Genomic DNA, 25,230 nt, shown 5'->3' on the forward strand with positions numbered 1-25,230 from the left:
CTCTGGCAGCACGCCGCCAGGGGCGATGGTCTCAGACCCCGCGCGCGCGATCGGCAGCGAACTGCTGGCGGAATTCGCCGAAGCGGCCCGCATCCAGCGATTCGCGCACCTCGCGCATCAGGTTCAGGTAGTAGTGCAGGTTGTGGATGGTGGTGAGCATCGGGCCCAGCATTTCGCCGCAACGGTCCAGGTGGTGCAGGTATGCGCGGCTGAAGCCTCCGCGGCCGCCCTGGTCCCAGGCCACGCCTTCGGCGCCCGCGCAGGCATGGCAGGTGCAGGTGGCATCCAGCGGTTGGTGGTCGGCCTTGTGGCGGGCGTTGCGCAGCTTCAGGTCGCCGTAGCGGGTGAAGATGGTGCCGTTGCGTGCGTTGCGCGTGGGCATGACGCAGTCGAACATGTCCACGCCTTGCGCCACGCCTTCCACCAGGTCCTCGGGCGTGCCCACGCCCATCAGGTAGCGCGGCTTGTGCGCCGGCAGGCGGTGTGGCGTGTGCGCCATGATGCGCAGCATCTCGTCCTTGGGCTCGCCCACCGAGACGCCGCCCACGGCATAGCCCGGAAAGTCCATCTCCACGAGCCGCTCCAGCGATTCCGCGCGCAGGTTCTCGAACATGCCGCCTTGCACGATGCCGAACAGTGCGTTGGGGTTGTTCAGGCGGTTGAACTCGTCCTTGCTGCGCTGCGCCCAGCGCAGGCTCATCTCCATCGACGTGCGCGCTTCGCGCTCGGTGGTGAGGTGTCCCTTGGTTTCGTACGGGGTGCACTCGTCGAGCTGCATCACGATGTCGCTGTTGAGCGTGGTCTGGATCTGCATGCTCACTTCGGGCGACATGAACAGCTTGTCGCCGTTCACGGGCGAGGCGAAGTGCACGCCCTCTTCGGTGATCTTGCGCATGGCGCCCAGGCTCCACACCTGAAAGCCGCCGGAGTCGGTCAGGATGGGCTTGTTCCACTGCTCGAACTTGTGCAGGCCGCCGAAGCTCTGCATCACGTCCAGGCCGGGGCGCATCCACAGGTGGAAGGTGTTGCCCAGGATGATCTGCGCGCCCATGTCGTGCAGGCTCTGCGGCATCACGCCCTTGACGGTGCCATAGGTGCCGACTGGCATGAAGATGGGGGTCTGCACCACGCCGTGGTTCAGGGTGAGGGTGCCTCGGCGCGCGTGGCTCGTGGGGTCGGTGGTCAGAAGGTCGAACTGCAGCATGGCGCGCATTGTCCCAGACGCACACCGGGCCGGCGCGCTGCAGGGCGCCGCTACACTGGACCGCACTGTCCGCCCGCGAGCCCCGTGCTTCGCGGGCGGACCCCTCAGACCTCAGGAAAGGACACGGACATGCTCAAGATCCTCATCGCCGTCGATGGGTCGGACCTCTCGCTGGATGCGGTGCATCACACCCTGGCGCTGCTGCGGCAGGGACTGCACGCCAGCGTCGTGCTCGCCCACGTGCAAGAACCCGCCACGCTTTATGAAATGGTGGTGTCGCGCGACCCGGACCTCATCGCTGCCGCCAGCCTGGAAGCCGGCTTGCACCTGATGGCGTCCGCCCGCGCGATTTTCGAAGCCGCCGGAGTAGAGCATGAGACCGAAGTGGGCGTGGGCGACGTGGCCAACACGCTGGTGGAGATCGCCGAGCGCCACGGCTGCGGCATGCTGGTGATCGGCGCGCGCGGCCAGGGCGCGATCAGCAGTGCATTGCTGGGGTCGGTGTCACAGGCGCTGGTGCATGCCAGCCACGTGCCGGTGACCATCGTCAAGCACGCGGAGGCTCTGGAAACGGTGGATGTAAATGCCGAGGGGGGCGAGGAAACTCTGGCCTGAAGGAAGGGTGGCGGGCCCGGCAGCAATTGCCGGGCTGCCGAAACGCCCGAACGCCGCTGGCCCTGCGGCGCCGGAACTTAAGCGGCCTTGCGGAAAGGCTCGCTGGGGCGCTGCAGCTTGCCGTGCGGGAGGCTGGCCAGGCGCTTGAACATGCGCCGGCAGTAGCCGTTGATCCACAGGCATTTGTTGAGTTCGTCCACCGGCAGCGGTCCGGAGACGACGACGATGTCGTTGGCCACATCGACCGCACCCGCTGCACGAAGGCGCCGGCGCGTGTTGCTGGCCCAGGACTGGATGCGCGACGGGGTGCCGTGCTGGTGCACTTCGCCGGTGTGCGCGTCGAACGCGATGGCCACGGTATCCGTCTTCAGCTTGAAGCGGCGCTCGCCCGTGACGGCACTGGGTGCCTCGCGCATGTCGTACAGGTAGTAACTTCCAGCCTTGAGCTGATATTGCATGTCCATGTTTCGTCCTCCGAGGGGCATTGTCCTGGGGGCTTGGACCGGCAATGGTGGAGAAAGCGGCGTGAAAACGCCTCTTATTCCAGAGTGGGTGCGCGGGGCCTGGCGGACTGCGGTGTGCGTGCCATTGTGTCGGCGCGGGTGCCCCGATTCAAGGCAGTGGCCGGGTCAAACGGTAACGGGATGTGATGCGCCAGGCCCGCACTGCGCGTGTGCAGGGCCCGGTTGCCACGGCGTGGCGTCAGAAGTCGACGAGGCTCAGGCCGACGCTGAACACGGTGCGCTTGCGGTTGTAGTCGATCATGCTGTCGCCGTAGCCGCTGAACAGGGCGGTGTGCAGGCGCAGGTTGCTCTTGCTGCCGCCCAGGCCCTTGCCCAGGTTCTGCAGCCATTCGATGCGCGCGGAGCCGCGCGGTGTCGAGGCCAGCGAATGCCGGACCGTCACGCCCACGGTGTTGTCGCGGTCGTAGTTCCAGTTCACCTGCAGCTCGCCCCGGCCGATGTAGTCGCTGATGCCCGGGTTGTCGTCGCTGTCGGCGCTTTCGCTCAGGCGCTTCCACAGGCGTGCATTCACGCTCCAGCGGTTGTCCAGCTCCATGCCGGTCATCAGATACACGCGGTTCCAGCTGCGCGACAGGGGCAGGCTCTGGCCATTGGATTGGTGCACCAGGCCGATGCCGCTGTAGCGCCAGCGCCAGCCGAAGGGCAGCTTGGCGTCGGTGGGGTACACGTACATGACTTCCGGCTCATGGTCGGTGGCGCGGAAGGGGCGCGAAATGTCGGGGCTGAACAGCTGCCAGTACGACTGCTGCGTGTAGCCCACCCATATCGAGTCCTTGAGCGTGGGGTGGCCCTGCGTCAGCAGGCCCTGCGCGACCTTCGTGCGCACCGACAGCTGAATGCGGTTCTCGGTGGTCCGGTAGTCCACGGCCGAGGTGGCGTTGTGGTCCGCCACGGGCGAAGTGGGCTGGCGGTTCACGTTGCTGCCCTTCACCACCGAAATGCTGATCGGCCGGTAGCCGCGAAAGCGGAACGTGCCGCAATCGCTGCCCGATTCCAGTTCCCAGAAGCGCGACAGCGTGCTGTACTGCTCGTCGCGGCAGCCTTCCACCTGTGCGACGTCGATGAGGCGCGTGGCCGGCAGCGTCGTGTCCACGGGGGTGGGCGGTGCGGTGCTGGCCGTGGTGTTGCCGCCTTGTGTGCCGGCCGATGCTGCCGGGGCTTTCCAGGCCTGCTGGCCGGCCCACTGGTCGAAGCAGGCCAGGCGCGCGGTGCTGTCGCCCGCGATGGCCGTGCAGCGGCGCCAGGCTTCGCCCGCGGCCTCGCTGGAGGCGGCAGGCGGCGTTTGCGCCAGTGCGGCACCTGCCGGTGCGCACAGCGCGAGTGCCAGCGTGCCCAGATGCCGCGGCATCATTGCCATCCGGACTGCTTGCGCAGCACGAACGGGACGGTGTGGTGTTGTACGTTGTTCCATGTTCCTCGTATCTCCTTGCCGCAACTGACTTGCCACCTGGCCGATCCAGGTGGCGCTGATGTGTTGGCCGGTGGCCGATTCTTCGGGCGTGAGGTCGCCATCGTTCGTATCGACCGCCTTGCCCGCCTCTAGTGGAGCTTGGGCGAATGTGCCGCCCTGCTGCGCGATGCCACGCACGCTCTGTGCCAGCCCGAGGTGCCGGCGTGTCATGGCGTGGCGGCGCCCGCGGCGGCGTTCTGCGCCTTACGGGCGGCGAACTCGGCGCGCAGCGCCTTGAGCTTTTCGCGCGGGTCTTCGCGCGCGGTGTTCTTGTCCAGCGCCATTTCGGCGATGAAGCGGCTGGGTTGCGCATTGACCATCTCGCGGCCTTTCTTGCGCTTTTTCGTCCAGCTCACGGCCAGGCTGCGCTGGGCGCGGGTGATGCCCACGTACATCAGGCGGCGCTCTTCCTGCAGGCGCTGCAGCGTGTCGTCGCTCACCTTCAACTGCCGGCCTTCATCGTCGTCGAGCTTGAAAGGCAGCATGCCTTCGGTCACGCCCACCAGCACCACATGCGGCCATTCCAGGCCCTTGGAGGCATGCAGCGTGGACAGCGTGACCATGTCCTGGTCCTTCTCGCGCTCGCTGATGGTGGACAGCAGCGCAATCGTCTGCGAGACCTCCAGCAGGCTCTTCGTCTCTTTCACGACGACGCTGCCCGAGGTGTCGTCGATCTGCCCGCCGGCGCGCTGCGCCATCCAGTCGCAAAACTCCAGCACGTTGCTCCAGCGCGCAGCCGCTACCTTCTCGCTGTCTTCGCCGTCGTATAGGTGCTTTTCGTAGTCGATTTCCTTGAGCCAGTCGGCCAGGAACGCGCGCGAGTCTTCCGCGCCGTGCGTGTGCCGGGCGCGGTATTCGAGGTCGTTGACGTAGCGGCCGAACTCCATGAGCCCGTCCAGCGCGCGCTTGGGAACGGCCGCCGGCAGCATGCCGTTGAACAGCGCGCCGAACATGCTCAGCTTGTGCTTCGTGGCGAATTCGCCCAGCGTGCCCAGCGTGGTGTGGCCGATGCCGCGCTTGGGGCTGGTGATGGAGCGCAGGAACGCCGGGTCGTCGTTGTTGTTGATCCAGAGGCGAAACCAGGCGCACAGGTCCTTGATTTCCGCGCGGTCGAAAAAGCTCGTGCCGCCCGACACCTTGTACGGAATGTTGGCCTTGCGCAGTGCCTTTTCGAACGGCTTGGCCTGGTGGTTGGCGCGGTAGAGGATGGCGAAGCTCTTCCAGGCCGGCGGCGGGTTGGCGGCGGCGCGCAGACTCTGGATGCGGGCCACGGCGCGCTCGGCCTCGTGCTCTTCGCTGTCGGCATCCACCACGCGCACCGGCTCGCCTTCGCCCAGTTCGGAGAACAGCGTCTTGGGATACAGCTTGGGGTTGGGCTGGATCACGTTGTTGGCCGCGCGCAGGATGGCGCTGGTGGAGCGGTAGTTCTGCTCCAGCTTGATCACCTTGAGCTGCGGGAAGTCCACCGGCAGCTTCTTGAGGTTGTCCAGCGTGGCGCCGCGCCAGCCATAGATGGACTGGTCGTCGTCGCCCACGGCCGTGAACCGCGCGCGTTCGCCCACCAGCAGTTTCAGCAATTCGTACTGCGTGGCGTTGGTGTCCTGGTATTCGTCCACCAGCACGTGGCCCAGCACTTTCTGCCATTTGCTGCGCACCTCGGGGTGGTCGCGCAGCAGACGCAGCGGCATGCCGATCAGGTCGTCGAAATCGACGCTCTGGTAGGCGGTGAGGCGTTCTTCGTAGCGCGCCATCAGCAAGGCGATGCTGCGCTCGTTGTCATCCGCGGCCTGCGCCAGCGATTCCTGGGCGTTGAGCCCCATGTTCTTCCACTTGCTGATGGTCCACTGCCACTGGCGCGCGGTGGCCATGTCGGTCGTGCCGCCGGCCGCGTCCTTGAGGATGCCGGTCACGTCGTCCGCATCGAGGATGCTGAACTGGGGCTTCAGACCGAGCACCTTGCCGTCTTCGCGCACCATGCGCACGCCCAGCGCGTGGAATGTGCACACCAGCACGTCCTTGGCCGCGCGGCCGATCAGCCCTTGGGCACGCTCGCGCATTTCGGCGGCGGCCTTGTTGGTAAAAGTGATAGCGGCGATGCGGCGCGCTTCGAGCCCCGTTTCGATCAGTCGCGCGATCTTGTGGGTGATCACCCGTGTCTTGCCCGAACCTGCGCCCGCCAGCACGAGGCATGGCCCCTCGGTGTAGTGGACAGCCTGGAGTTGGGCGAGATTGAGACCGGCGGACATGCAGGAGGAGAAAGAGGCGTTGGCAGGCGCCGGCAAGGCACGGAAGTGGCACCGTTCCCGGGCAAGGGCGGTGCTGGAGCGCGCAATGATACTGGCAGCGGCTGCGCGCAGGCAGGCCGTTTTCCGGCGTGGTTTTTTGGCCTTTGACCGTCGAAATTCGGAATTCGCGAATACACAATCATTTTTTACATTTCTAGCAAATTTCTGTTGGATGTATCAATATGCATCCCTATACTGGGCCATCTGTTTGATTCCATTGGGGGTTCACCGCCATGCGCGATGCTTCAGCGGGTGTGGCCGCAGAAATGCTCACCCCTCTTTTCTATGAGCGGTTCAGCCAGCTGTTCAGCGTGGCGGCCCGCAAATCGCTGCTCGAATGGCGGGAAGTGGCCACGGCCGACGCCCAGGTACTGCTGGTGGACGATGCCAGCAAGGCCCAGCCCGGCTGCCAGGCGCCTTGCCTGGTCTGCGTCGGAGGCTCTTTTCCCGAAAAAGCACCCCAGGCGCAATGGGTGGCGCGCCTGCAGTCCGGCTACACCGTGGCGGACCTGATCGACGTGCTCGACCGGGCGGCCGTTTTCCTCATGGACTGGCGCGCCCGCCAGAAGATGAGCGGCGCTGCCGCCGAGGCTGCGGCCATGACCGCGCGGATCGATTTCAGCGCCCCCCACCAACGGTTCCAGTTGAGCACCTGGGTGTCCCTCGCGGCACCGTTCCGCTCGGCAGGCAGCATGCGGGCCTTGGCGCTCCTCACCCGCGCGCCGGTGAGCCTGGCGCAGTTGTGCGAGCACAGCGGCCTTGATCCGGCCCTGGCCCAGGCGTTGCTGGCCGAGCTGTCGCGCCGGGGCGTGTTGCGCACCGAAGCCGTGGCGCCTTCGGCCACGCCGGTGCCGGACCGCCCCCGGCCCGTGCAGACCGGGCTGGTGCAGCGCCTGACCCGCTGGGTGCGCGGTGGAGGCCAGGCATGACCGGGGCACTGCCGCGCATTGCGCTCGTGGGGCCCATGGGCATCGGCAAGACGACCGCGTTGCGATCGCTCTGTGGTGACGTGATGGCGTCTTCGGACGTGCCCAATCTCGACCGGGCCGCCCACGCCAAAGAATTCACCACCGTGGGCGCCGAGTTCGGCGAAATCGACCTGGGCGATGGCGAGCATGTGCAGGTGTGCGGCTGCCCGGGGCAGGATCGGTTCGACTTCATTCGGCAATGGCTGCTGTCGGTGTCGATGGGCGTTTTCATCATGGCCGATGTGGCCAGCCCCACGGCGGTGGGCGAAACGCTTGATCTCCTGGCCGAAATGGCCGAGCAGTCCGAGCCGCCGCTGGTTCTGGTGCTCAGCGCCCGGCCTGCCACGCCGGCCCAGATCGAAGCGTTCGGCCAGGCCCTGTCCGCCTCGCAGCACGGCGTGGTGCCCATCCTGGAAGCCGACCCGCGCAACCGCGGCCAGTTGCTGGAGGCTATCAGCGTGCTGGCGTCCATGCTGTCCCTGCAGAACGAAACCTACTGAACACCACCATGAACAAGGCGAACATCGTCGTCCCCCCTGAGCGGGCGCAGGCGGCCCGGGACGTGCTGGAGCGGGTCGTGGCCCCTGCGGGCGACGTGCGCATGGCACTGATCACCACGCTCGACGGCTTCGAGGTGGCCTCCCTGTCGGTGGGCGGCGGACTGGAAGTGCGCCGCCTGGCCGCCATGGCCGGCTCGCTCATGGCCATGGCCCGTGCCGTGGGCCGGGAAATCAATTACCCCGGCTGCCGCCGCCTGACCTTCGAGACCGAGGCGGGCCTGGCGATTTTCCAGGCCATCGGCGGCGCGTTTCCCACCATCCTGTGCCTCGTGCTGGAAAAGCAGGCCGTGCTCGGGCGGGCCCTGTGGACCGCAGGCGAGGTCGCGCAGCAGTTGGGCCGCCCCGAATGATCCCCCGCGCGGCGCCAGCCCCGGCTGGCGTCGCGCCGTTGTGCATGCCGTTCCCTTTTCGTATCCCCTTTTAAGGAATCAACCCCATGGCCTCCCTCCAAGACTCCCTGAATCAACTCCACGCCATCGACGGCGCCCTGTGCGCAGCCTTGGTGGACAGCGGCAGCGGCATGCTGCTGGGCAGCGTCGGCACCGGTGTCGACATGGAACTGGCCGCGGCCGGCAACACCGAGGTGGTCCGCGCCAAGAACAAGACCATGCGTTCGCTGGGCCTGACCGACAAGATCGATGACATCCTCATCACCCTGGGCAAGCAGTACCACGTGATCCGCCCGCTGGCAGCGCACGAAGGCCTGTTCATCTACCTGGTGCTCGACAAGGAAAAGTCGAACCTCGCCCTGTCGCGCCGCAAGGTGCAGGAAGTGGAGCAGGGCATTCAGATCTGACGCGCCGGCTCTGGCGCTCATCGGCGCCCCGTCGCCACCCGGCCCGCCCCGCGCGGGCTTTTTTCATGGCGGAACGGATCGGGCCGCTGGCGTGGTGACAATCGGGCGGTGCTGTCCGTCCTGTCCATCACGTTTCCCTTCTTCGCGCTCGTGCTCTGCGGTTACCTGGCCGCGCGGGCGGGCGCGCTGCCGCAGGCGGCCATTCCGGGCCTGAATGCGTTCGTGCTCTTCTTCGCGCTGCCCTGCATGCTGTTCCGCCTGGGGGCGACCACCCCCATCGGCCAGTTGCTGGACCCGGCCGTGGCCGGCGTGTACGTGCTGTGCGGCCTGGGGATGGTCGGTGCCACCGTGGCCCTGACCCGTGCGCGGCTGGGGTGGAACGACGCGGCCTTCGGTGCGCTGGTGGCCGCCTTTCCCAATACCGGTTTCATGGGTGTTCCGCTCCTGGTGGCGTTGCTCGGCGCCTCGGCGGCAGGGCCCGCCATCCTGACGATGCTGGTGGACATGGTGCTTACCACGTCGCTGTGCATTGCCCTTTCGCGGCTGGACGGCGTCGGGACGCACGGCGTTGCGGTGGCCGTGCGCAGGGCTTTGCGCGGCATGGCGACCAATCCCATGCCCTGGTCCATTGCCCTGGGGGCCGTGGCCTCGGCGCTGCAGTGGCGCCTGCCCGGCCCGCTCGACCAGACGGTGGGCATGCTGGCTGGCGCGGCGTCTCCGGTGGCGCTGTTCACCATCGGCGCCGTGCTGGCACGCTCGCAGATGAACCAGCACGACCGCGTGCCGGTTCGCGACTACGTGCCGGTGGCGCTGGCCAAGCTGTTCGTGCACCCGCTGCTCGTCTGGCTGGCGGGCCATGGCGCGATCGCGGCCGGTGTGCCGCTCACGCCATTCGCGCACACCACGCTGGTGCTGGTGGCCGCGCTGCCGAGCGCGAGCAACGTGTCGCTGCTGGCCGAGCGCTTCGGCGCGCACAACGGGCGCATCGCTCGGATCATTCTGGTGTCCACGGCGCTGGCGTTCATCAGCTTTTCGGCCGCCGTCGCTTTATTGGTATGAGTTGTTTGCTATTTATTCAATAGCAACTGGGTTGTGTAGGGTCGCGTAGGGTGGCGCGGTTCGGGTCGGCGGGCGTGAGCCGCCGTCAGATCGCCAGCGGGTCCACGTCCACCAGCCAGCGGATCAGCCCTTTGTGTTCCGGGGCCGCGCGCGTGGCATGCAGCAGGGGCTGCCATGCCGCCAGAAACCGCTGCAGGGCCGTGCGGCTGCCGCTTTCCAGCAGCATCTGCGCGCGTTCCACATTCGCCACCCGCTGGATCGCCAGCGGCACCGGCGGGAACAAGGTGACGTGCTCCAACCCCGGCAGCGCTTCGTCCTGCGCGGCGGCGCTGGCGGCTGCCAGAAAAGCCTGGGCCACCTCCTGCGTGCGGGCGTCGGCCCGCACCAGCGCCTGGTAGGCGAACGGCGGCATCGCGGCCTCGGCGCGCTCGGCGAGCTGGCTGTCTGCGAACGCGGGGTAGTCGTGCCGCCGCAGCGCCTCGTACACCGCGTGTTCGGGGTGGTAGGTCTGCACCCACATTTCGCACTGGCTGCCTTGCTCGGCGACGTACCGGGCATCGCGCCCGGCCCGCCCGGCGGCCTGAAGCAGCAGCGCGAAGAGGCGTTCGGGCGCGCGGAAGTCGCTGGAGAACAAGGCGCCGTCCGGCTGCACGGCCGCCACGAGCGTGATTCGCCGAAAGTCGTGCCCCTTGGCCACCATCTGCGTGCCGACCAGCACATCCACCTCGCCCGCGTGCACCTGGGCCAGTTGAGTTTCGAGCGCGCCTTTGGCCTTGGTGGTGTCCGCATCGATGCGGGCGACCCGCGCGGCGCGGCGTTCTGGCGTGATCACGTTGCGCAGCAGGGCGGCCAGCTGTTCTTCCAATTGCTCGGTGCCGCGGCCGATGGGGGCGATGTCGGGGTTGCCGCAGCTTGGGCAGGCGTGCGGCACCCGCTGCGCATAGCCGCAGTGGTGGCAGCGCAGGGTGCGGTCGATCTTGTGAAAGACCTGGTGCGCGCTGCAGTGGGGGCAGTCGCTCTTCCAGCCGCAGTCGCTGCAGTGCAGCACCGGGGCGAAGCCGCGCCGGTTCAGCAGCACCAAGCATTGCTCACCGCGCTCCACGCGCTGTGTGATGGCCGCCAGTAGCGGCGTCGAGAACACCGCTCCGCGCGGCTGCTGGCCCATGTCCACCAGCCGCACGCGGGGCAGTTCGCCCGCGCCGATGCGGCTGGGCATGTGCAGGCGGCGGTAGCGCCCAGCCGGGGCGCCGGCCTCGGCGGGGCGGCTGGCATGCCAGCTTTCGAGCGACGGCGTGGCCGAGCCCAGCACCACCTTGGCGCCCTGGTCGCGCCCGCGCCAGATGGCCAGGTCCCGGGCCGAATAGCGGGCGCCTTCCTGCTGCTTGTAGCTGGCGTCGTGTTCTTCGTCCACCACGATGAGCGCCAGGCCCGGCATGCTGGCGAATACCGACATGCGGGTGCCCAGCACGATGCGCGCGGTACCCGCGTGCGCCGACAGCCAGCTTTTGAGCCGCTGCGGATTCGTCATGCCGCTGTGCAGCGACACCACGCTGCCCGCGCCGTAGCGGGGCGCGAAGCGGGCGGTGAAACGCTCTTCCAATTGGGGGGTGAGGTTGATCTCGGGCACCATCACCAGCGCCTGCGCTGTGGGATCGGCCTCCAGCGCCTCCTGCACGCACCGCAGGTACACCTCGGTCTTGCCGCTGCCCGTGCTGCCGTACAGCAGGAAGGGACCGGCTTCGGCGGCGATGGCGGCGCGGGCGCTTTCCTGCTCGGCGCTCAGGGCGACATCGGGCAGCGCATCGCCACCCTCCAGCGCCTTGGCCGGCCGGCGCAGGCGCCGGGCGAGTTGCTCGGGGCCCAGGTCGCGCAGTTGTGGCGGCAGCGCGGCCAGGGCCACTTCGCCCAGGCCCCGCTGGTAATACCGCGCGGTGAATGCCACCAGACGGCGCCAGGGTGCGCCCAGCGGCGCCACGCCATGCAGCACGGCGGCCACGTTGCGCGCGGCCAGGCCGGCTGGCAGCGCCGGCATGCCGCCTTCCGGAGCATCCCAGACCACCCCCAGCACTTCGCGGGTGCCCAGCGGCACACGCACCAGCGTACCGGGCGCCAGCGGCTGATCGCTGGCATAGCTCAGCAGATCCCCCACGTTGCTGTGCGCAGGGGTCTGCACGGCGATCTGCACGATCACCGGGGGGCGAGCGGTTGGGTCGTTGGTTACGGACACTTGTTCAGGTGAGATGGCGATGCACGCGCTAAGTGGTTGATTCGCCGGGGTTTATGGCGTGGTTGATGTTTTCTGTGGATAACTTTGTTGACATCCCCTTCGGGCGGCACTCCTCGCCTTCATTGCTCAAGCCCCGGCACCCAATGGGTTCGCTCTGAAGGAGGGTGAAAAATCGTTATGAATCAATGATCTATTGAAATCCAATTGAGAACCCACTCCATCCTGGCAAATCAGCGGGCATGCTGCACCGCATCACGGCTCTTGTGCATAAGTGGAGATGATCAGCGCTTGTCAAGGGCACTTCTTGTGCTAGGCAATGGTGCGAAGGTGGGGCGATTTCTTCAATGGCAGCTCCAAGTGCTTGATTTGCCGAGGATTTCGGAGAATTTCAGAATTTCTGTGGATAACTTTGTTGATATCCCCACCTCATCGGCCCGCAAGCCTTGAAAACACGTGGGTTTGTTACATTGCCCGGAAATTCGGCAAATCCGGCAAGTCGTTATGAATCAAAGACTTGCAGGTGATGCCTATTATTTTGATCCGCTGCGGAAAAGATTCTCAGCGGTACCGGCCATGCGCCAAGGTGGTGCGCGCTGTGTGAATAACTCGGGGCTACCGCGCGCCGCTTGTCAAGCCTGGCGCAATTGGCGGGAATGCGTGTGCACCGTTTCCACCAGGGCCGCCACATGCTCGGGCGGCGTGAACTGGCTGATGCCGTGGCCCAGGTTGAAGATGTGCGTGGGCCCGGTCGTGGTCCGGTCGGTGTGGGGCGCGCCGAAGCTGTCGAGCACGGCGCGGGCCTGCACCGCGATCTGCTCCGGCGGAGCGAACAGCACATTGGGGTCGATATTGCCTTGCAGCGCCTTGCCGGGGCCACCCACCGCGCCGCCGACCAGGGCCCGCGCGCGGGCCAGGTTGGCCGTCCAGTCCAGGCCCAGTACCTCGCAGTCCAACGGGTTCATGGCGTCCAGCCAGAGGGCGCCCCCCTTGGTGAACACGATGCGCGGCACGTCGGTGCCGTCCACGCCGGTGCGCTTGAGCTGCGCCAGCACGCGCGCGGTGTAGTCCAGGCTGAAGGTCTGGAAAGCCCCGTCGGCCAGCACGCCACCCCAGCTGTCGAACACCATGACCGCCTGGGCGCCGGCGTCGATCTGGGCGTTGAGGTAGGCCGCCACGGCATCGGCGTTGATGGCCAGAATGCGGTGCATCAGGTCAGGGCGGCTGTACATCAGCGTCTTGACCAGGCGGTAGTCGTCGCTGCCCTTGCCTTCCACCATGTAGCAGGCCAGGGTCCAGGGGCTGCCGGAAAAGCCGATGAGCGGCACGCGGCCGTCGAGCGCCTTGCGGATGCTGGTCACGGCGTCGAACACATACCGCAGTTTGTCCATGTCCGGCACGGCGAGGGCGTCCACCGCCGCTTCGTCGCGCACCACCTTGGCGAATCGCGGGCCTTCACCCTCGGCGAACGAGAGGCCCAGGCCCATGGCGTCCGGAACGGTGAGGATGTCGCTGAACAAAATGGCCGCGTCGAGCGGAAAGCGCTCCAGGGGCTGCAGCGTGACCTCGGTGGCGTAATCCACATTGGTGGCCAGCCCCATGAAGCTGCCGGCCCGGGCCCGCGTGGCCTTGTACTCCGGCAGGTAGCGGCCGGCCTGGCGCATCAGCCACAGGGGGGTGTAGTCGGTGGCCTGGCGCCGGCAGGCACGCAGGAAGGTGTCGTTCTGGAGGGGGGCGAAGCTCATGCCCCGATTGTCGCGTAGCCGCGGGCGAGGGCTTTTGCGCCAGATCCATTCCCGGGTGAAGGCGCCGTCGGCCGGGTTGCCGCCATCAATCGGCCGGGGTGTCGCCCAACAGGCCGGCCGCGCCCGCCTCCGCCAGCCGGGTGACGAGCGGGTGGATCACCTTGCGCGCGCTGTAGATCAGGTGAAAGTGTTCATGCACGTCCGGCGTGGTGCCCACGGGTTCCAGCCCGTAGGTGCGCTGCAGGTGTTCGCCCAGCAGCAAGGGCGCCGGCATCACGCCCATGCCGGCGGCGGCGAAGGTGCTGAGCAGGGCGCTGTCCTCGAACTCTCCGGCCAGCCGGGGGCGGATGCGTTCTCGCTCCAGCCAGTGGTCGATCCGGGCACGCAGCGCCGCGTGGGCCGTGGGCAGCAGCACGGGTACCACGGCCAGGCTGTGCGGAAAGCTCTGCGAAGCCGTGCGCGCCCAGAGCGGCGGGGCGTACCAGCCGATGGCGCTGGTGCCCAGCAGCTGGCTGGTGGTGCGCAGGGCCGGGTTGGGCGGGGCGGAGCGGTCGGCCAGCACGGCATCGAGCTTGTGCAGGGCGAGTTCGGCCAGCAGGGGCTGGAACTCGCCGTCATGGCACAGCAGGCGCAGGTGGGGTTCGTCCAGCACCGGGGTCAGCAGCCGGTGCACGGCCAGCTTGGCGATGCCGTCGGAGATGCCCAGGTTCAACCGCACCACCTGCCCGCTGGTCGCCTCGCGCACGCGCTGAGGCAGTTGTTCTCCCAGCGCGAAGATGTGGTCGGCCTCGTGCAGCACCGCCACGCCCGCATCGGTCAGCACGAGGTTGCGCCCCTCGGTGCGCAACAGGGTCACGCCCAGGTCCTTTTCCAGGGACCGGACCTGGGCGCTGATGGTCTGCACCGCCATGTCCAGCCGCTCCGCCGCGCGGGCCACGCCGCCCTCCTTGGCGACCACCCAGAAGTAATACAGATGGCGGTAATTGAAGCTTTGGCTCATGGCGAGGGCGATTGAGAAAAATGGAATGGTTCGGAAAAACCGAAGTGATGGTATCGGTAAGGCATCTTCTTTTCTCGCCGGGGCGGCCCCACAGTCCGGTTCGTTCCTCTCATTACTTTTCCAACAAGCCATGAACCAGCCAGCCATCTCCCTCTCGCCGCCACCGGCGCTCCTTCAACCGCCGCGAACCTGCGGCACCCCCTTCTTTGGAGGCTGAGCCATGGAAACCATCGGAACCTGGTGGATGTGGGTGGGGTTCGCCGTCTTCGTGGTCGTCGCGATCGGGGTGGACCTGCTGGTCATGGAGCGCCAGGGCGCGCACAAGGTGACCACCAAGGAGGCAGTGGGCTGGAGCGTGCTCTGGTTCTCGCTGGCCTTCGTTTTCGTCGGCATCCTGTGGTGGTACCTGAACGGCTCCCAGGGCCGCGAGGTGGCCAACACGGTGTCGATGCAGTTCATCACCGGCTATCTGGTCGAGAAAAGCCTGTCGGTGGACAACATCTTCGTGTTCCTGATGCTGTTCAGCTACTTCGCCGTGCCGGCCGAGTACCAAAAGCGCGCGCTGATCGTCGGCATCATCGGTGCGATCGTGCTGCGCACGGTGCTGATCCTGGCAGGCGCCTGGCTGCTGTCCACGTTCCACTGGCTGCTGTACGTGTTCGGTGCGTTCCTCGTCATCACGGGCGTGAAGATGTGGCTGGCGGCCGGCAAGGAGCCCGACATCGCCACCAACCCGGTGCTGAAATTCCTGCGGGGCCGCATGCGCATCGCGGACACGTTCGACGGCGAGAAGCTCACGACCATGATCGGCGGCGTCAAGCACTACACGCCCCTCTTCGTGGTGCTGGTGCTGATCGGCACGACCGACATCATCTTCGCGGTGGACAGCATTCCGGCGATCTTCGCCATCACGAGCGATCCGTTCATCGTGCTCACCGCCAACATCTTTGCCATCCTGGGGCTGCGGGCGCTGTATTTCCTGCTGGCCGATCTGGCAAGCCGCTTCCACCTGCTGGCGTACGGCCTGGCCCTCGTGCTGGTGTTCATCGGCGCAAAGATGCTGCTGATCGACGTGTACAAGATCCCGATCGGCTATGCGCTGCTGGCGACCGCGGGCCTGATTGCCGGCTCCGTCATCGCCTCGCTGTGGACTTCGCGCGGTCAGCCCCGCGAAACCCCCGCCGTGCCGCACGACCCCCGCTGAGCATCCAAGGAGAACCCTGTCATGACCATGGTCGAATCGATTTTGCTGTGCCTGCTGGTCACCCTGGTGATCACCACGTTCGTCGGCTGGCGCGCGGGCAACGAGCGCCGCGACGTGAACCTGCTGGCAGGACTGGCCGCCCTGTGCGGCGTGGGGGCCGCGACCGCACTGGCGGTGTGACGCGGCAACTGGAGCAGTCAGCGGCGGCCTTCGGGCCGCCTTTTTTTGGTCCTGCTGGTTTTAGCCCCGCTGGTCTGGACGGGGTCAGGCGGGCGATTTGTACTTGATCGAGCAGCCGTAGGGCTGCGTGGTCGCCGTAGCGATCGGCTTGCCCGCCAAGGCGTCGGCCAGGCCGGCCTTCACGTAGTTGGTGGCCTTCGGAATATCGGCCGGGCGCGCCGAAGGAATGCTGTCGATGCCGCCGGCGTACACCAGCGTGCCCTTCGGGTCCACGATGTACAGGTGCGGCGTGGTGCGCGCGCCGTAGGCATGGCCGGCGGTGCCCTCTTCGTCCAGCAGCAAGGCCGTGGGCACGGCCTTGCGCTCCGTGAACCACGCGGCCAATTGCGCCGGTGCCAGGTAATCGACGCTGGCCTTTTCAGTGGAGTTGACCGACAGCCAGACCACCCCTGGTCCACCGCGCCCTTTTGCGTGGCAGGCATGTTGCCGCTGTCGTAGTGCTTGCGCACGAACGGGCAGCCGGGGTTGGTCCATTCCAGCACGACGTGCTTGCCCTTGAAGTCCGACAGCCGCACGGTTTTGCCGGTGGCGTCTTTGAGGCTGAAGTCGGGTGCGGGCTGGCCCACGGTGGCGGCGGCCTGGGCAGCGCCCGCAGCAAGGAAAAGGCAGGCGAAGAGGGTCCGTCGAAGCATGGCGTTCTCCTGTCGAAAAACAGTGGGCGGGTAGGGCGATGGCCTGCACAGTGTCGCGCAGCCTTCGTGCGGCAGTGACCAAAACCCCGGCGCAGGCAGGGCGATGGCGGCCGGCTTTCTACAGCCCGGCGAGGGCCGCGCGCACTTCCTGCACGCCCAGGATTTCCGACAGCACCACCGGCGGGCGGCCCGGTGCCTGCAGCACATAGACCGGTACGCCGCTGCGCCCCAGTTGCGCCAGCGCGGCGGTGATGGCCGGGTCGCGGCGCGTCCAGTCGGCGCGCAGCAGGGCCACGTTCTTGGCGGCGAAGTCTTTCAGCACGTCTTCGTGGGCCAGGGTGGTTTTCTTGTTGTACTGGCAGGTCACGCACCAGGCGGCCGTGTAGTCCACGAACACCGGCTGGCCCTGGGCCACGAGCTGCTCGGGCAAGCCTGCCTGCCACGGACGCCAGCCGCCGGCCGTGGCCGCTGCCGATGCGGTGGCGGCAGGAAGGGGCGGGATTTCAACGACTTTCGGGCCCCACACCGCCGTCATGTATGCCAATGCTGCTATTGAAATGGTAGCAATCGCCCAGCGGGTGCGCCCCGCCAGCGTGAGGGCCCAGACCGCCATGGCGAGCATGACCAGCAGCGCCAGCAACGCCGCTGCGCCGTCGATTCCGCTTTGCTGGCCCAGCACCCAGACCAGCCACACCACGGTGGCGAACATGGGAAAGGCCATGAAGCGGCGCAGCGTGTCCATCCATGCGCCGGGCCGGGGCAGGGCGCGGGCCACCGCCGGCACCCAGCTGGCGGCCAGGTACGGCAACGCCAGCCCCACGCCCAGCGCGGCGAACACGGCCAGCGCCTGCGCGGCCGGCAGGGTAGCCGTGAGGCCGAGGGATGCGCCCATGAACGGCGCGGTGCAGGGCGATGCCACCGCCACGGCCAGCACCCCGGTCAGGAACGCGTCCACCGCCGGGTGCCGTGCCTGCAGCGTAGCCACCGAGCTGGGCAGGAAGCGCCCGAACTCGAACACGCCCGCCAGATTCAGTCCGATCACCGTGAACAGCGCGGCAAGCAGCGCCACCACGCCGGGCGACTGCAACTGAAAGCCCCAGCCCACCGCTTCGCCGGCCGCGCGCAGCGCCAGCATGAGCGCGCCCAGCGCCATGAACGACAGCACCACGCCCGCCGTGTAGGCCAGCCCGCCGATGCGGTGGGCGCGGCGGTTCTGCGCATGCTGGGCGAAACCCACCACCTTGATCGCGAGCACCGGAAACACGCACGGCATCAGATTGAGGATGAGGCCCCCCAGCAGTGCGCCCGCCAGCGCCGCCAACAGCGTGGCCAGCGGGGCGGCCGTGACTTGTGGCGCGACCGGCGCGGCGCCGCCCTGGGCCGCGTTCGCACGCAAGGCGGCTTCGAGCGCGGGCGAGACGCTGGCCATCGCCGCCGCCTTGGGCCAGCCGCCGTCCACGGGCAGCTCGGCACGCCAGCCCCGGCCGGCATGCGCGAGCACCACCGGCATGGGCACCGGGCTGGCGCTGCGCTGCGCCGACAGCGGCACGCGCGCCGTCCACACATCGCCCTGCCAAGCTTGCGTCCAGTCGGCCGCGGTTTCGATCGCGCCGGTGGTTTCGGGAAAGAACTCCAGCGCCTGGCCGCGCAGCGCGGGCGGCAGGCCCGCCACGGTGAGCGCGATGGCGTTGCCATCCACGCGCGCGCTGCTGGCCGCGCCGCCGCCGGCAGGGGCCGGCAGAGGCTGGGGGTGGGCCTGTTGCGCCGCTTCGAACGCCCCGGCATTCAGCGCCGTGGTGCTGCGGATCGGCAACTGCAGGGTGAAGTCGCCCTCTTCGGGAATGCACTCCTTGCGGCACACCAGCCATGAAGCGCGCAGGTGGAAGGTGGCGGTGCGGGCGAGCGGGCCGGGCGCGAACGCGCTGGAAACCGTCATGGGCACCGGCAGCAGCACCGTGCCTTCGTAGCCGTAGTTGGCCAGATTGCCGATGGGGATCTTGCGCGGCACGGGCCAGGCGATGGCGCCGGCCTCGATGCCGGCGGGCACCTGCCATTCCAGTTCGGTGGGCAGGCCCGAATCGCCCGAATTCATCCAGTAGGTGTGCCACTCGGGCTGGTGCGTGATCGACAGCCCCAGCCAGAGCGGCTTGCCCGGTGCCACGCCCTCGGGCGCATGCGCCACCAGTTCGGCCTGGACATGGGGCGTGGTGACGGTGCTGCTGCCGCTGGCGCTGCCGCCTGCGGCGGTGGTCGTCGCAGCGGTGGTCTTGGGGCCAAATTGGGCTCCAGCGCTTATGGGAAGAGCGCTGGCAGCTATCAATAACAGAGCGGGCAGCAAGCGCTGGAGCAGGCGGTGTGACATGTCGCAAGTGGGAGCCGCAGCCTCGGGGTTTGGTTCCTGGGCCGGGACCGGACTCATGCCGCGAAGCCGAGCACCACGCGGCGCGACATGGCGCCTTTTTTCTCGATCTTGGTCACGACCACGGTGCCGATCTCGCCGGTGTTCGCCACGTGCGTGCCGCCGCAGGGCTGCAGGTCGATCTGGAGCGTGCCGGCTTCGCCGGCCGTTTCGGCAGCGCCGCCCACGCGCACGGTGCGCACCTGGCCCGTGCCGCGCGGGGGCTGCACGCTCATGCTCTTGACCAAGGCGGGGTTGGCGTCCAGCTCCGCATCGGTCACCGTCCCAAGGGTGACGGCGTGGCCCTCGGCCACCAGGCGGGCGATGCCGGCGGTGAGCGCGTCCTTGTCCAGCGCGCCATCCATGTGGAAGTCGAGCCGCGCGTAGTCGGGCGTGATCGAGCAGCCGTTCACGGGCTGCGCCACCAGGTGGCACAGCAGGTGGGTGGTGGTGTGAAAGCGCATCAGCCGGTGGCGGCGCTCCCAGTCGATGCGCGCGGTGACGGCCTCGCCCACCGCCACGGGCGCTGCATCGCCAGGGGCCGGCACGTGCACGATGGCGGCCGTGGGCCGCCCTTCGGCATCCTTGCCCTTGCGCGTGTCGGCAATGGCCACCGTGCTGCCGTCCGCCCGCACCAGCATGCCGCTGTCACCGGCCTGGCCACCCCCGAGCGGGTAGAACACCGTGCGGTCCAGCACGATGCCGCCGTCCGGCTGCACCGCCACCACGGTGGCCTGGCATTCGCGCAGGTACGCGTCTTCACGGAACAGGTCTTGCGTGGACGGGGTGGAATCGGGCGTTGCGGCGGAGGGCAGGGCGTCGGTCGTCATGTCGCCGATGGTAACGGTGCCTTCGAATAGACGGCTCAACCCCTCCTCCCCCGACACGGGCATGGACGCGGCATGTTTCTTTATGTGCTTGCTCAAAAAGGAAAAGATCTGCGTAGACATGCAGATGTCGAATGCCAGAAAAAGTGAAGTCTCTGCCAAGCCAGAGCCAAGCCAAGCCAAGCCAGAGCCAAGCCAGAGCCAAGCCAGAGCCAGAGCCAAGCCAGAGCCAGAGCCAGAGCCAGAGCCAGAGCCAGAGCCAGAGCCAGAGCCAGAGCCAGAGTGCGGTGATCTCCACAATGCGCAGCCAGCGCTTGGCATGCAGGAAACCCTTCATTCGCATTGGCGTAATACGTCGTTAAAGGTGACTTGCGCCGCTGCTAGAGCCGGGGCCCGGCCCCGTCATGGCCGGGCCTTCTAATCGCGATTTACCTTGCCCTACCGAATTGAGGTCATGGGCTGCAACGCCGTTCTTCGCTGCAATGACCTCGGCCATGATCGATAGAGCAATCTCAGCGGGCGTCTTACTTCCGATGTAAAGCCCTGCAGGTCCGCGCAAGCGATCAAGGCTGGCATCTGACAGATCAAAGTGTTCTTTCAGCCGCTGTCGCCGCAGCGTCGTGTTGCGGCGTGACCCGATAGCACCGACATAGAAGGCCTCAGACTGCAAAGCGTCGATGAGCGCAAGATCATCCAGCTTCGGGTCGTGGGTGAGCGCAACCACGGCCGTGCGAGCGTCGGGTTTCAGCCGGATGATCAAGTCGTCTGGCATTTCATGGCTGACTTGCACTGCAGGCATGCTCCAGCCTGTCCGATGCTCTTCACGAGGGTCGCACACCACTACATCGAAACCCACGCTGACTGCCATCTGGCAGAGGTAACTAGCTAAGTCTCCTGCGCCGATGACGATCAATCGGGCCTGCGGGCCAAGCCAGGTGACGAGATACGTTTCGTCCAGCCTGGGCACGCCGTCGCGTAACCCCTTGCGTAAAAAAACTTCGCCAGTACCCAGGTGCAAACGGCGTTCAGTGCTGCGCCTGCCTTCGCAGGCTGCCAGCAACTCATCCAGCCGACTATGGGCAGCCACTTGCTCGAGCACCAACTCAACCGTACCGCCGCACGGTAGACCGAAACGGTGAGCTTGATCGGCTGAGATGCCGTAGCGAAGAATAGTGGGTCTGTCGGACCTGCACGCTGCCTGCACCCCACCCTTGCGGATCAGATGAATCAGGTCGTCTTCAATGCACCCTCCCGAAACTGAACCCACAGTCTCGCCGAGCCCGTTGATGGCCATCAGCGAACCCGGCGGGCGGGGAGACGACCCCCATGTCTGAGCGACTGTGACCAGCACGACGGCCGAGCCGGCGCCAAACCATTGGCAGGCGGTTCTCAGTACCAGAGTGTCGAGATCTTCCATGGATCGATCAGCTCAGTTTGGCGGGTAGTTCACACGGGAATGCCCTACCGCCGAAGAACCCGTGAATAAACCCCTCAATCTGCTGATCCACGCATGCTCGAGCGCAACCCCCCTTACGCCCTGAATCATCAAAAGGCCCTTCGTCTTTGGACTCACTACGCTGCTTCATCGAATGCCTGTGTTGGATTTGCCAGATTCCTTTAAGCCTGGGCCGCGCTTATTTTATCGAGCGTGATCGGAAGACTGCGGATGCGTTTGCCCGTTGCGTGGAAGATGGCGTTGCCAATGGCTGGGGCCACACCCACAACGCCAATCTCACCAACGTTCTTGCCTCCCAGCGCAGTGGCTTGCATGTCGGGGATGCCCACGGAGATCACCTGCACTTCCGGCACATCGGCATTCACCGGTACTGCGTAGTCCGCAAAGTTGGCGTTCACGGTGCGGCCGTCGCGGCGGTCGATGTGGCCTTCTTCGAGCAGCGTCTGCCCGAGGCCCATGACCATGCCACCTATCCACTGGCTTTCGGCCAACTTCGGATTAAAGATCCGTCCGCTGTCGAAAGCGGCCACCATGCGCTTGACGCGAATCGTGCCAAAGTCCTCGTCCACGCGAACTTCCACGAACTGCGCGCACCAGCTATGGGCTGACATGCCGCCCTCGACCGCGCCCTTCAACTGAGCGAAACTGCGGTCGGCCGCGTCCTTCGTGGCTTCGGTCGCCTCTGTGGCGAAGGTGTTGCCTTCGACTTCCAGCGTACTCTTGCCGACGGCCTTCAGCAGATTAGCGATGCTGATGCCGCCGCTCGGACGACGGGTCAGGCGGAGGGCACCGCGCTCGTAGCTCAGATCCGACGGCTTCGACATTGCCAGCGGCGATTTCGGATCGCTGGCTGCCAGTGTGCGTAGCGCTTCGATTGCGTTGAGCGCGGCCCTGGCTACGGCGCTCGCAAGGTTGTTCGCTTGTTGGGAGCCGCCGGCCAGCGCTGAGCGCGGTAGCACGGTGTCGCCCAAACGGACCACCACATTCCCGACCGGTATGTCCAGTACGTCGGCGGCCGTCTGCGCAAGAATCGTGTACGTTCCGGTGCCGATGTCGGTGCCGGCGCTGAGCACTTCGATTCGTCCATCGGCATAGAAAACGATCTTCGCTTCGCTGGCCGTTCGGATCATTGGATAAGCACCAGCAGCCATGCCATAACCGATCAACTCGCGCCCCTCGCGCATCGACCGGGGTTTTGGATTGCGGTTCCACCACCCGATGGCCTTGGCACCTGCGGCATAGGCTTCGCGCAGTTGCCGCGTGGTCCAAGGAAGCCGGTTGCTTGGATCCTTGTCGGCCCAATTGGCTAGGCGCAGCGTGATCGGATCCATGCTAAGCGCGTAGGCTAGCTCGTCAATGGCGCTTTCGAGCGCGAAAGCGCTAGGGTTTTCGCCGGGTCCGCGCTTCCAGCCTGGCATGACGGTATGAACCGGCACCACATTCAGGCGAGACACGAAGTTGGGCGTCGCGTACATGATTTTGGTCACGTTGTTGCACGCCTCGACATGCACCTCGTCGATGGCCGTTTCATTCCAGCTCTCATGGACGATGGAGACGATACTTCCGTCTTTCGTGGCGCCAATCGATAGGTTCTGCTTAGTCGCTGGCCGACCGCCCAGACCAGTGAAGGTCTGGGGTCGGGTGAGCGACACTTTGACGGGCCGTCCCAACTGCCGCGAGGCCGCGCAGGCTAGGCCCACGTGCGGATGCGCGCCGATCTTGGAGCCGAAGCCACCGCCTACGTAAGGAGAGATAACTCTTACGTTCGCGATGTCGATGCCGAGCCATTCAGATATCACTCTGCGCGCGCCGCCGACCCACTGGCTCGGTTCCCAGACGGTGATCTTTCCGCTGTCCCACGACGCTATACAGGCATGTGGTTCCAGTGGCACGTTGTATTCGCGAGCCGTCGTGTAGGTGACATCTAGCCTGACATCGGCACTGGCGAGTGCGACAGGTGCATCGCCCCAGACGGCGCCCATATCGGCAATGGTCTGAGGTTTCGCTTTCGGATCGTCCAGGTCGATGATCGGTTCAGCGTCTTCGTACCTGACCTTGAGAATGCTTGCCGCCTCGGTCGCCTGTTCCAACGTATCCGCTACGACCAGTGCGATATGCATACCGTTGAAACGCACCACGTCATCCTGCAGCGGCGTGAATTCTTCCGTAGCTCCGCCTCCCTTGCTGTAGTGAGTGGGTTTGTTCAGCTTTAACGGGTTATGCAGCGTGTAGACATCTACCACTCCCGGCAGCGCCTTTGCGGCTGAGGTGTCGATTTCGACGATGCGTCCGGCCGGCCGCGTCGATTGCACCGTGACGCCGTAGGCTATGTTTTCCAGCTTCTGCTCAATCGCGTAGCGGGCAAGCCCAGCGACTTTTAACGGGCCGTCGGCACGTGATATGGCGGCTCCGAGGACAGGCCCGCGGCTGGGAGTGAGTTCGCGCGCGAAGGCTTCATCGGACGATAAGCCTACGCCCGCCGTCGCCACCACGGCGGTGCCGACTCCGAGCTTCATGACAGCCCGGCGGCTCAATTCCAGTTCTTTGTTCTGGGTCATGCCACACCTCCGACAGTCATCAACGCGCGTGCCACAACCTTGGGCGCCAAGTCGATTTTGAATGCGTTATATACACTCGACTTCGCACCTTCGGCAGTAGCGCCAGAAGCTGCACGCAGCGTGGCTTCGTCGAGGATCTTGCCCTTGAGCGCGGCTTCCACTGCGCGCAGTCGCCATGGCTTCGTAGCGACGCCACCGATGGCGATGCGCACTTCCCTGATTGTCTTGCCATCGCCTTCCATCGCTAGCCCGACAGCTGCACTTGCGGCAGCGAACTCGTATGAAGCGCGGTCGCGTACCTTCAGGTAGTGCGAGCGTCGTAGCACTTCCGAGCGAGGCACTTCGATTCCCAAGATGATCTCGCCTGAAGCCAAGCTGGTTTCCAGATGAGGTGTGTGCCCGGGGAGCAAGAAGAACTCATCAATAGGAATGCTCCGTTCGACGGCGCCCTTGACAATGACTCTGGCATCAAACGCGGCCAGCGCCACAGCGAAGTCGCCCGGGTAGATCGCTATACACGCATCGCTGGTGCCCAGCACAGCATGATTTCGATTGATGCCGCTCAGTGCCGCGCAGCCAGATCCGGGCGTGCGCTTATTGCAGTTGGGATAAGCGCCCGGGTCGCGAAAATACATGCAGCGTGTGCGTTGCATCAAGTTTCCGCCGATTGAGGCCATATTGCGCAACTGCGCCGAAGCAGCGCGCCAGAGGCTTTCCGACAATACCGGTGCGGCCGCCTTGATGTCGGCATGGTCGGCAACCTTGCTCATCTTCGCGAGTGCTCCGACGCGGATGGCATTGGTTGACACGGTGATGCTATCGATCCCGTCGATGCGCGTGATGTCGATTACGCGCGATGGCCGCTCGACATTGAGCTTCATGAGGTCGAGCAGGGTAGTGCCGCCCGCAAGCAATTTCGTTTCTGGCTGGGCGGCTTCAAAGCTGGCCGCAGAGACAGTGTCTGCGCGAAAATAGTCGAACTGTTTCACAGCGTAGCTCCTTTCTTGACGCGGTCTGCGGCATCGTGTACCGCTACAACAATGTTCGAGTAGGCGCCGCAGCGGCAGATGTTGCCGCTCATATATTCACGAATCTCGTCTTTCGAATTGGCATGGCCTTCGCGGATGCAGGCAATGGCGGACATGATCTGCCCCGGCGTGCAGTAGCCGCACTGGAATGCGTCGTGTTCGATGAACGCGGCCTGTACAACGTGCATCAGTCCATCGCTATTTTGAAGTCCTTCGATGGTCGTGATCTGACGGCCTTCGGCCTGCGCGGCGAGGGTGAGGCAACTGAGCACTCGTTCACCATCGACATGGACGGTACAGGCGCCGCACTGGCCTTGGTCGCAGCCCTTCTTGGTACCGGGCAGAAAGGCATGTTCGCGCAGGGCATCGAGCAAGGTGGTGCGACTGTCCAGTCGTAGGTCCTGGCGCCGGCCGTTGACCTCGAGCGTTAGGGGGTGAAGGGCTGACATCTCAATCT

21 protein-coding genes and 1 pseudogene are annotated in these 25,230 nt (G+C 66.1%); 8 read left to right on the top strand and 14 right to left on the bottom strand.

The window, feature by feature from the left end:
- Positions 1 to 31 precede the first annotated feature (31 nt).
- Positions 32 to 1,204, bottom strand: coding sequence for a tRNA guanosine(34) transglycosylase Tgt (tgt, locus tag BLT03_RS20300; protein WP_092745634.1), 1,173 nt, complete (start codon positions 1,202 to 1,204; stop codon positions 32 to 34).
- 129 nt (positions 1,205 to 1,333) lie between these two features.
- Between tgt and BLT03_RS20305 the strand changes: the two genes are divergently transcribed.
- Positions 1,334 to 1,819, top strand: coding sequence for a universal stress protein (locus BLT03_RS20305; RefSeq protein WP_092745587.1), 486 nt, complete (start codon positions 1,334 to 1,336; stop codon positions 1,817 to 1,819).
- A gap of 77 nt (positions 1,820 to 1,896) precedes the next feature.
- Here BLT03_RS20305 and BLT03_RS20310 read toward each other — a convergent pair whose 3' ends face one another.
- The 3 genes from BLT03_RS20310 to BLT03_RS20320 form a co-directional block, all read right to left on the bottom strand.
- Positions 1,897 to 2,283, bottom strand: coding sequence for a hypothetical protein (locus tag BLT03_RS20310; RefSeq protein WP_092745588.1), 387 nt, complete (start codon positions 2,281 to 2,283; stop codon positions 1,897 to 1,899).
- Between the two features lie 238 nt (positions 2,284 to 2,521).
- Complete coding sequence (locus BLT03_RS20315) at positions 2,522 to 3,700, bottom strand: phospholipase A (protein ID WP_245711483.1); 1,179 nt, start codon at positions 3,698 to 3,700, stop codon at positions 2,522 to 2,524.
- Positions 3,701 to 3,960: 260 nt separating this feature from the next.
- Complete coding sequence (locus tag BLT03_RS20320) at positions 3,961 to 6,039, bottom strand: ATP-dependent helicase (RefSeq protein ID WP_092745589.1); 2,079 nt, start codon at positions 6,037 to 6,039, stop codon at positions 3,961 to 3,963.
- Between the two features lie 272 nt (positions 6,040 to 6,311).
- On the opposite strand from BLT03_RS20320, the gene BLT03_RS20325 reads away from it, so the two are divergent.
- The 5 genes from BLT03_RS20325 to BLT03_RS20345 all read left to right on the top strand — a co-directional run bounded on the left by BLT03_RS20325 (position 6,312) and on the right by BLT03_RS20345 (position 9,461).
- Positions 6,312 to 7,007 carry a hypothetical protein gene (locus BLT03_RS20325; RefSeq protein WP_092745590.1) on the top strand — a complete coding sequence of 232 codons (696 nt, stop codon included), beginning with the start codon at positions 6,312 to 6,314 and terminating at the stop codon, positions 7,005 to 7,007.
- Positions 7,004 to 7,546 (top strand): GTP-binding protein, encoded by a 543-nt coding sequence (locus tag BLT03_RS20330; protein WP_092745591.1) that lies wholly within the window; start codon positions 7,004 to 7,006, stop codon positions 7,544 to 7,546. Before BLT03_RS20325 ends, BLT03_RS20330 begins: the two co-directional genes overlap by 4 nt.
- An 8-nt stretch (positions 7,547 to 7,554) precedes the next feature.
- The gene (locus BLT03_RS20335) at positions 7,555 to 7,956 is read left to right on the top strand and encodes a roadblock/LC7 domain-containing protein (RefSeq protein ID WP_092745592.1); all 402 of its coding nucleotides are present in this window, start codon (positions 7,555 to 7,557) and stop codon (positions 7,954 to 7,956) included.
- A gap of 86 nt (positions 7,957 to 8,042) precedes the next feature.
- The gene (locus BLT03_RS20340; RefSeq protein ID WP_092745593.1) at positions 8,043 to 8,402 is read left to right on the top strand and encodes a hypothetical protein; all 360 of its coding nucleotides are present in this window, start codon (positions 8,043 to 8,045) and stop codon (positions 8,400 to 8,402) included.
- A gap of 108 nt (positions 8,403 to 8,510) precedes the next feature.
- Positions 8,511 to 9,461, top strand: coding sequence for an AEC family transporter (locus BLT03_RS20345; RefSeq protein WP_092745594.1), 951 nt, complete (start codon positions 8,511 to 8,513; stop codon positions 9,459 to 9,461).
- Positions 9,462 to 9,546: 85 nt separating this feature from the next.
- On the opposite strand, the gene priA is transcribed toward BLT03_RS20345, so the two are convergent.
- The 3 genes from priA to BLT03_RS20360 form a co-directional block, all read right to left on the bottom strand.
- A complete protein-coding gene (priA, locus tag BLT03_RS20350; protein WP_092745595.1) occupies positions 9,547 to 11,652 on the bottom strand; it encodes a replication restart helicase PriA in 2,106 nt (701 codons plus the stop codon).
- Positions 11,653 to 12,317: 665 nt separating this feature from the next.
- Complete coding sequence (gene hemE, locus BLT03_RS20355; RefSeq protein ID WP_092745596.1) at positions 12,318 to 13,430, bottom strand: uroporphyrinogen decarboxylase; 1,113 nt, start codon at positions 13,428 to 13,430, stop codon at positions 12,318 to 12,320.
- An 85-nt stretch (positions 13,431 to 13,515) separates the two neighbouring features.
- Positions 13,516 to 14,430 (bottom strand): LysR family transcriptional regulator, encoded by a 915-nt coding sequence (locus BLT03_RS20360; protein WP_092745597.1) that lies wholly within the window; start codon positions 14,428 to 14,430, stop codon positions 13,516 to 13,518.
- Between the two features lie 220 nt (positions 14,431 to 14,650).
- Between BLT03_RS20360 and BLT03_RS20365 the strand changes: the two genes are divergently transcribed.
- Together BLT03_RS20365 and BLT03_RS24575 are read left to right on the top strand one after the other, a co-directional pair.
- Entirely contained in the window at positions 14,651 to 15,634 is a 984-nt protein-coding gene (locus tag BLT03_RS20365) for a TerC family protein (protein WP_092745598.1), read from the top strand.
- Between the two features lie 21 nt (positions 15,635 to 15,655).
- Positions 15,656 to 15,814, top strand: a complete 159-nt coding sequence (locus BLT03_RS24575) for a hypothetical protein (protein WP_175537818.1) — start codon at positions 15,656 to 15,658, stop codon at positions 15,812 to 15,814.
- Positions 15,815 to 15,898: 84 nt separating this feature from the next.
- On the opposite strand, the pseudogene BLT03_RS20370 reads toward BLT03_RS24575, so the two are convergent.
- From BLT03_RS20370 to BLT03_RS20405, 7 genes and pseudogenes are all read right to left on the bottom strand, one after another.
- Positions 15,899 to 16,506 (bottom strand): annotated as a pseudogene (locus BLT03_RS20370) (thioredoxin family protein).
- A gap of 118 nt (positions 16,507 to 16,624) precedes the next feature.
- Entirely contained in the window at positions 16,625 to 18,868 is a 2,244-nt protein-coding gene (locus BLT03_RS20375) for a protein-disulfide reductase DsbD family protein (protein ID WP_092745599.1), read from the bottom strand.
- A 53-nt stretch (positions 18,869 to 18,921) separates the two neighbouring features.
- Positions 18,922 to 19,734 carry an alanyl-tRNA editing protein gene (locus BLT03_RS20380; protein ID WP_092745636.1) on the bottom strand — a complete coding sequence of 271 codons (813 nt, stop codon included), beginning with the start codon at positions 19,732 to 19,734 and terminating at the stop codon, positions 18,922 to 18,924.
- 355 nt (positions 19,735 to 20,089) lie between these two features.
- Positions 20,090 to 21,148, bottom strand: a complete 1,059-nt coding sequence (locus tag BLT03_RS20390) for an XdhC family protein (protein WP_092745601.1) — start codon at positions 21,146 to 21,148, stop codon at positions 20,090 to 20,092.
- A 200-nt stretch (positions 21,149 to 21,348) separates the two neighbouring features.
- Positions 21,349 to 23,745 carry a xanthine dehydrogenase family protein molybdopterin-binding subunit gene (locus BLT03_RS20395; protein WP_092745602.1) on the bottom strand — a complete coding sequence of 799 codons (2,397 nt, stop codon included), beginning with the start codon at positions 23,743 to 23,745 and terminating at the stop codon, positions 21,349 to 21,351.
- Positions 23,742 to 24,734 (bottom strand): FAD binding domain-containing protein, encoded by a 993-nt coding sequence (locus BLT03_RS20400; RefSeq protein WP_092745603.1) that lies wholly within the window; start codon positions 24,732 to 24,734, stop codon positions 23,742 to 23,744. Before BLT03_RS20400 ends, BLT03_RS20395 begins: the two co-directional genes overlap by 4 nt.
- The gene (locus tag BLT03_RS20405) at positions 24,731 to 25,222 is read right to left on the bottom strand and encodes a (2Fe-2S)-binding protein (RefSeq protein ID WP_092745604.1); all 492 of its coding nucleotides are present in this window, start codon (positions 25,220 to 25,222) and stop codon (positions 24,731 to 24,733) included. The genes BLT03_RS20400 and BLT03_RS20405 overlap by 4 nt, the downstream gene beginning before the upstream one ends.
- Positions 25,223 to 25,230: the final 8 nt, after the last annotated feature.

Source organism: Paracidovorax valerianellae (assembly GCF_900102625.1).
GTDB lineage: Bacteria > Pseudomonadota > Gammaproteobacteria > Burkholderiales > Burkholderiaceae_C > Paracidovorax > Paracidovorax valerianellae.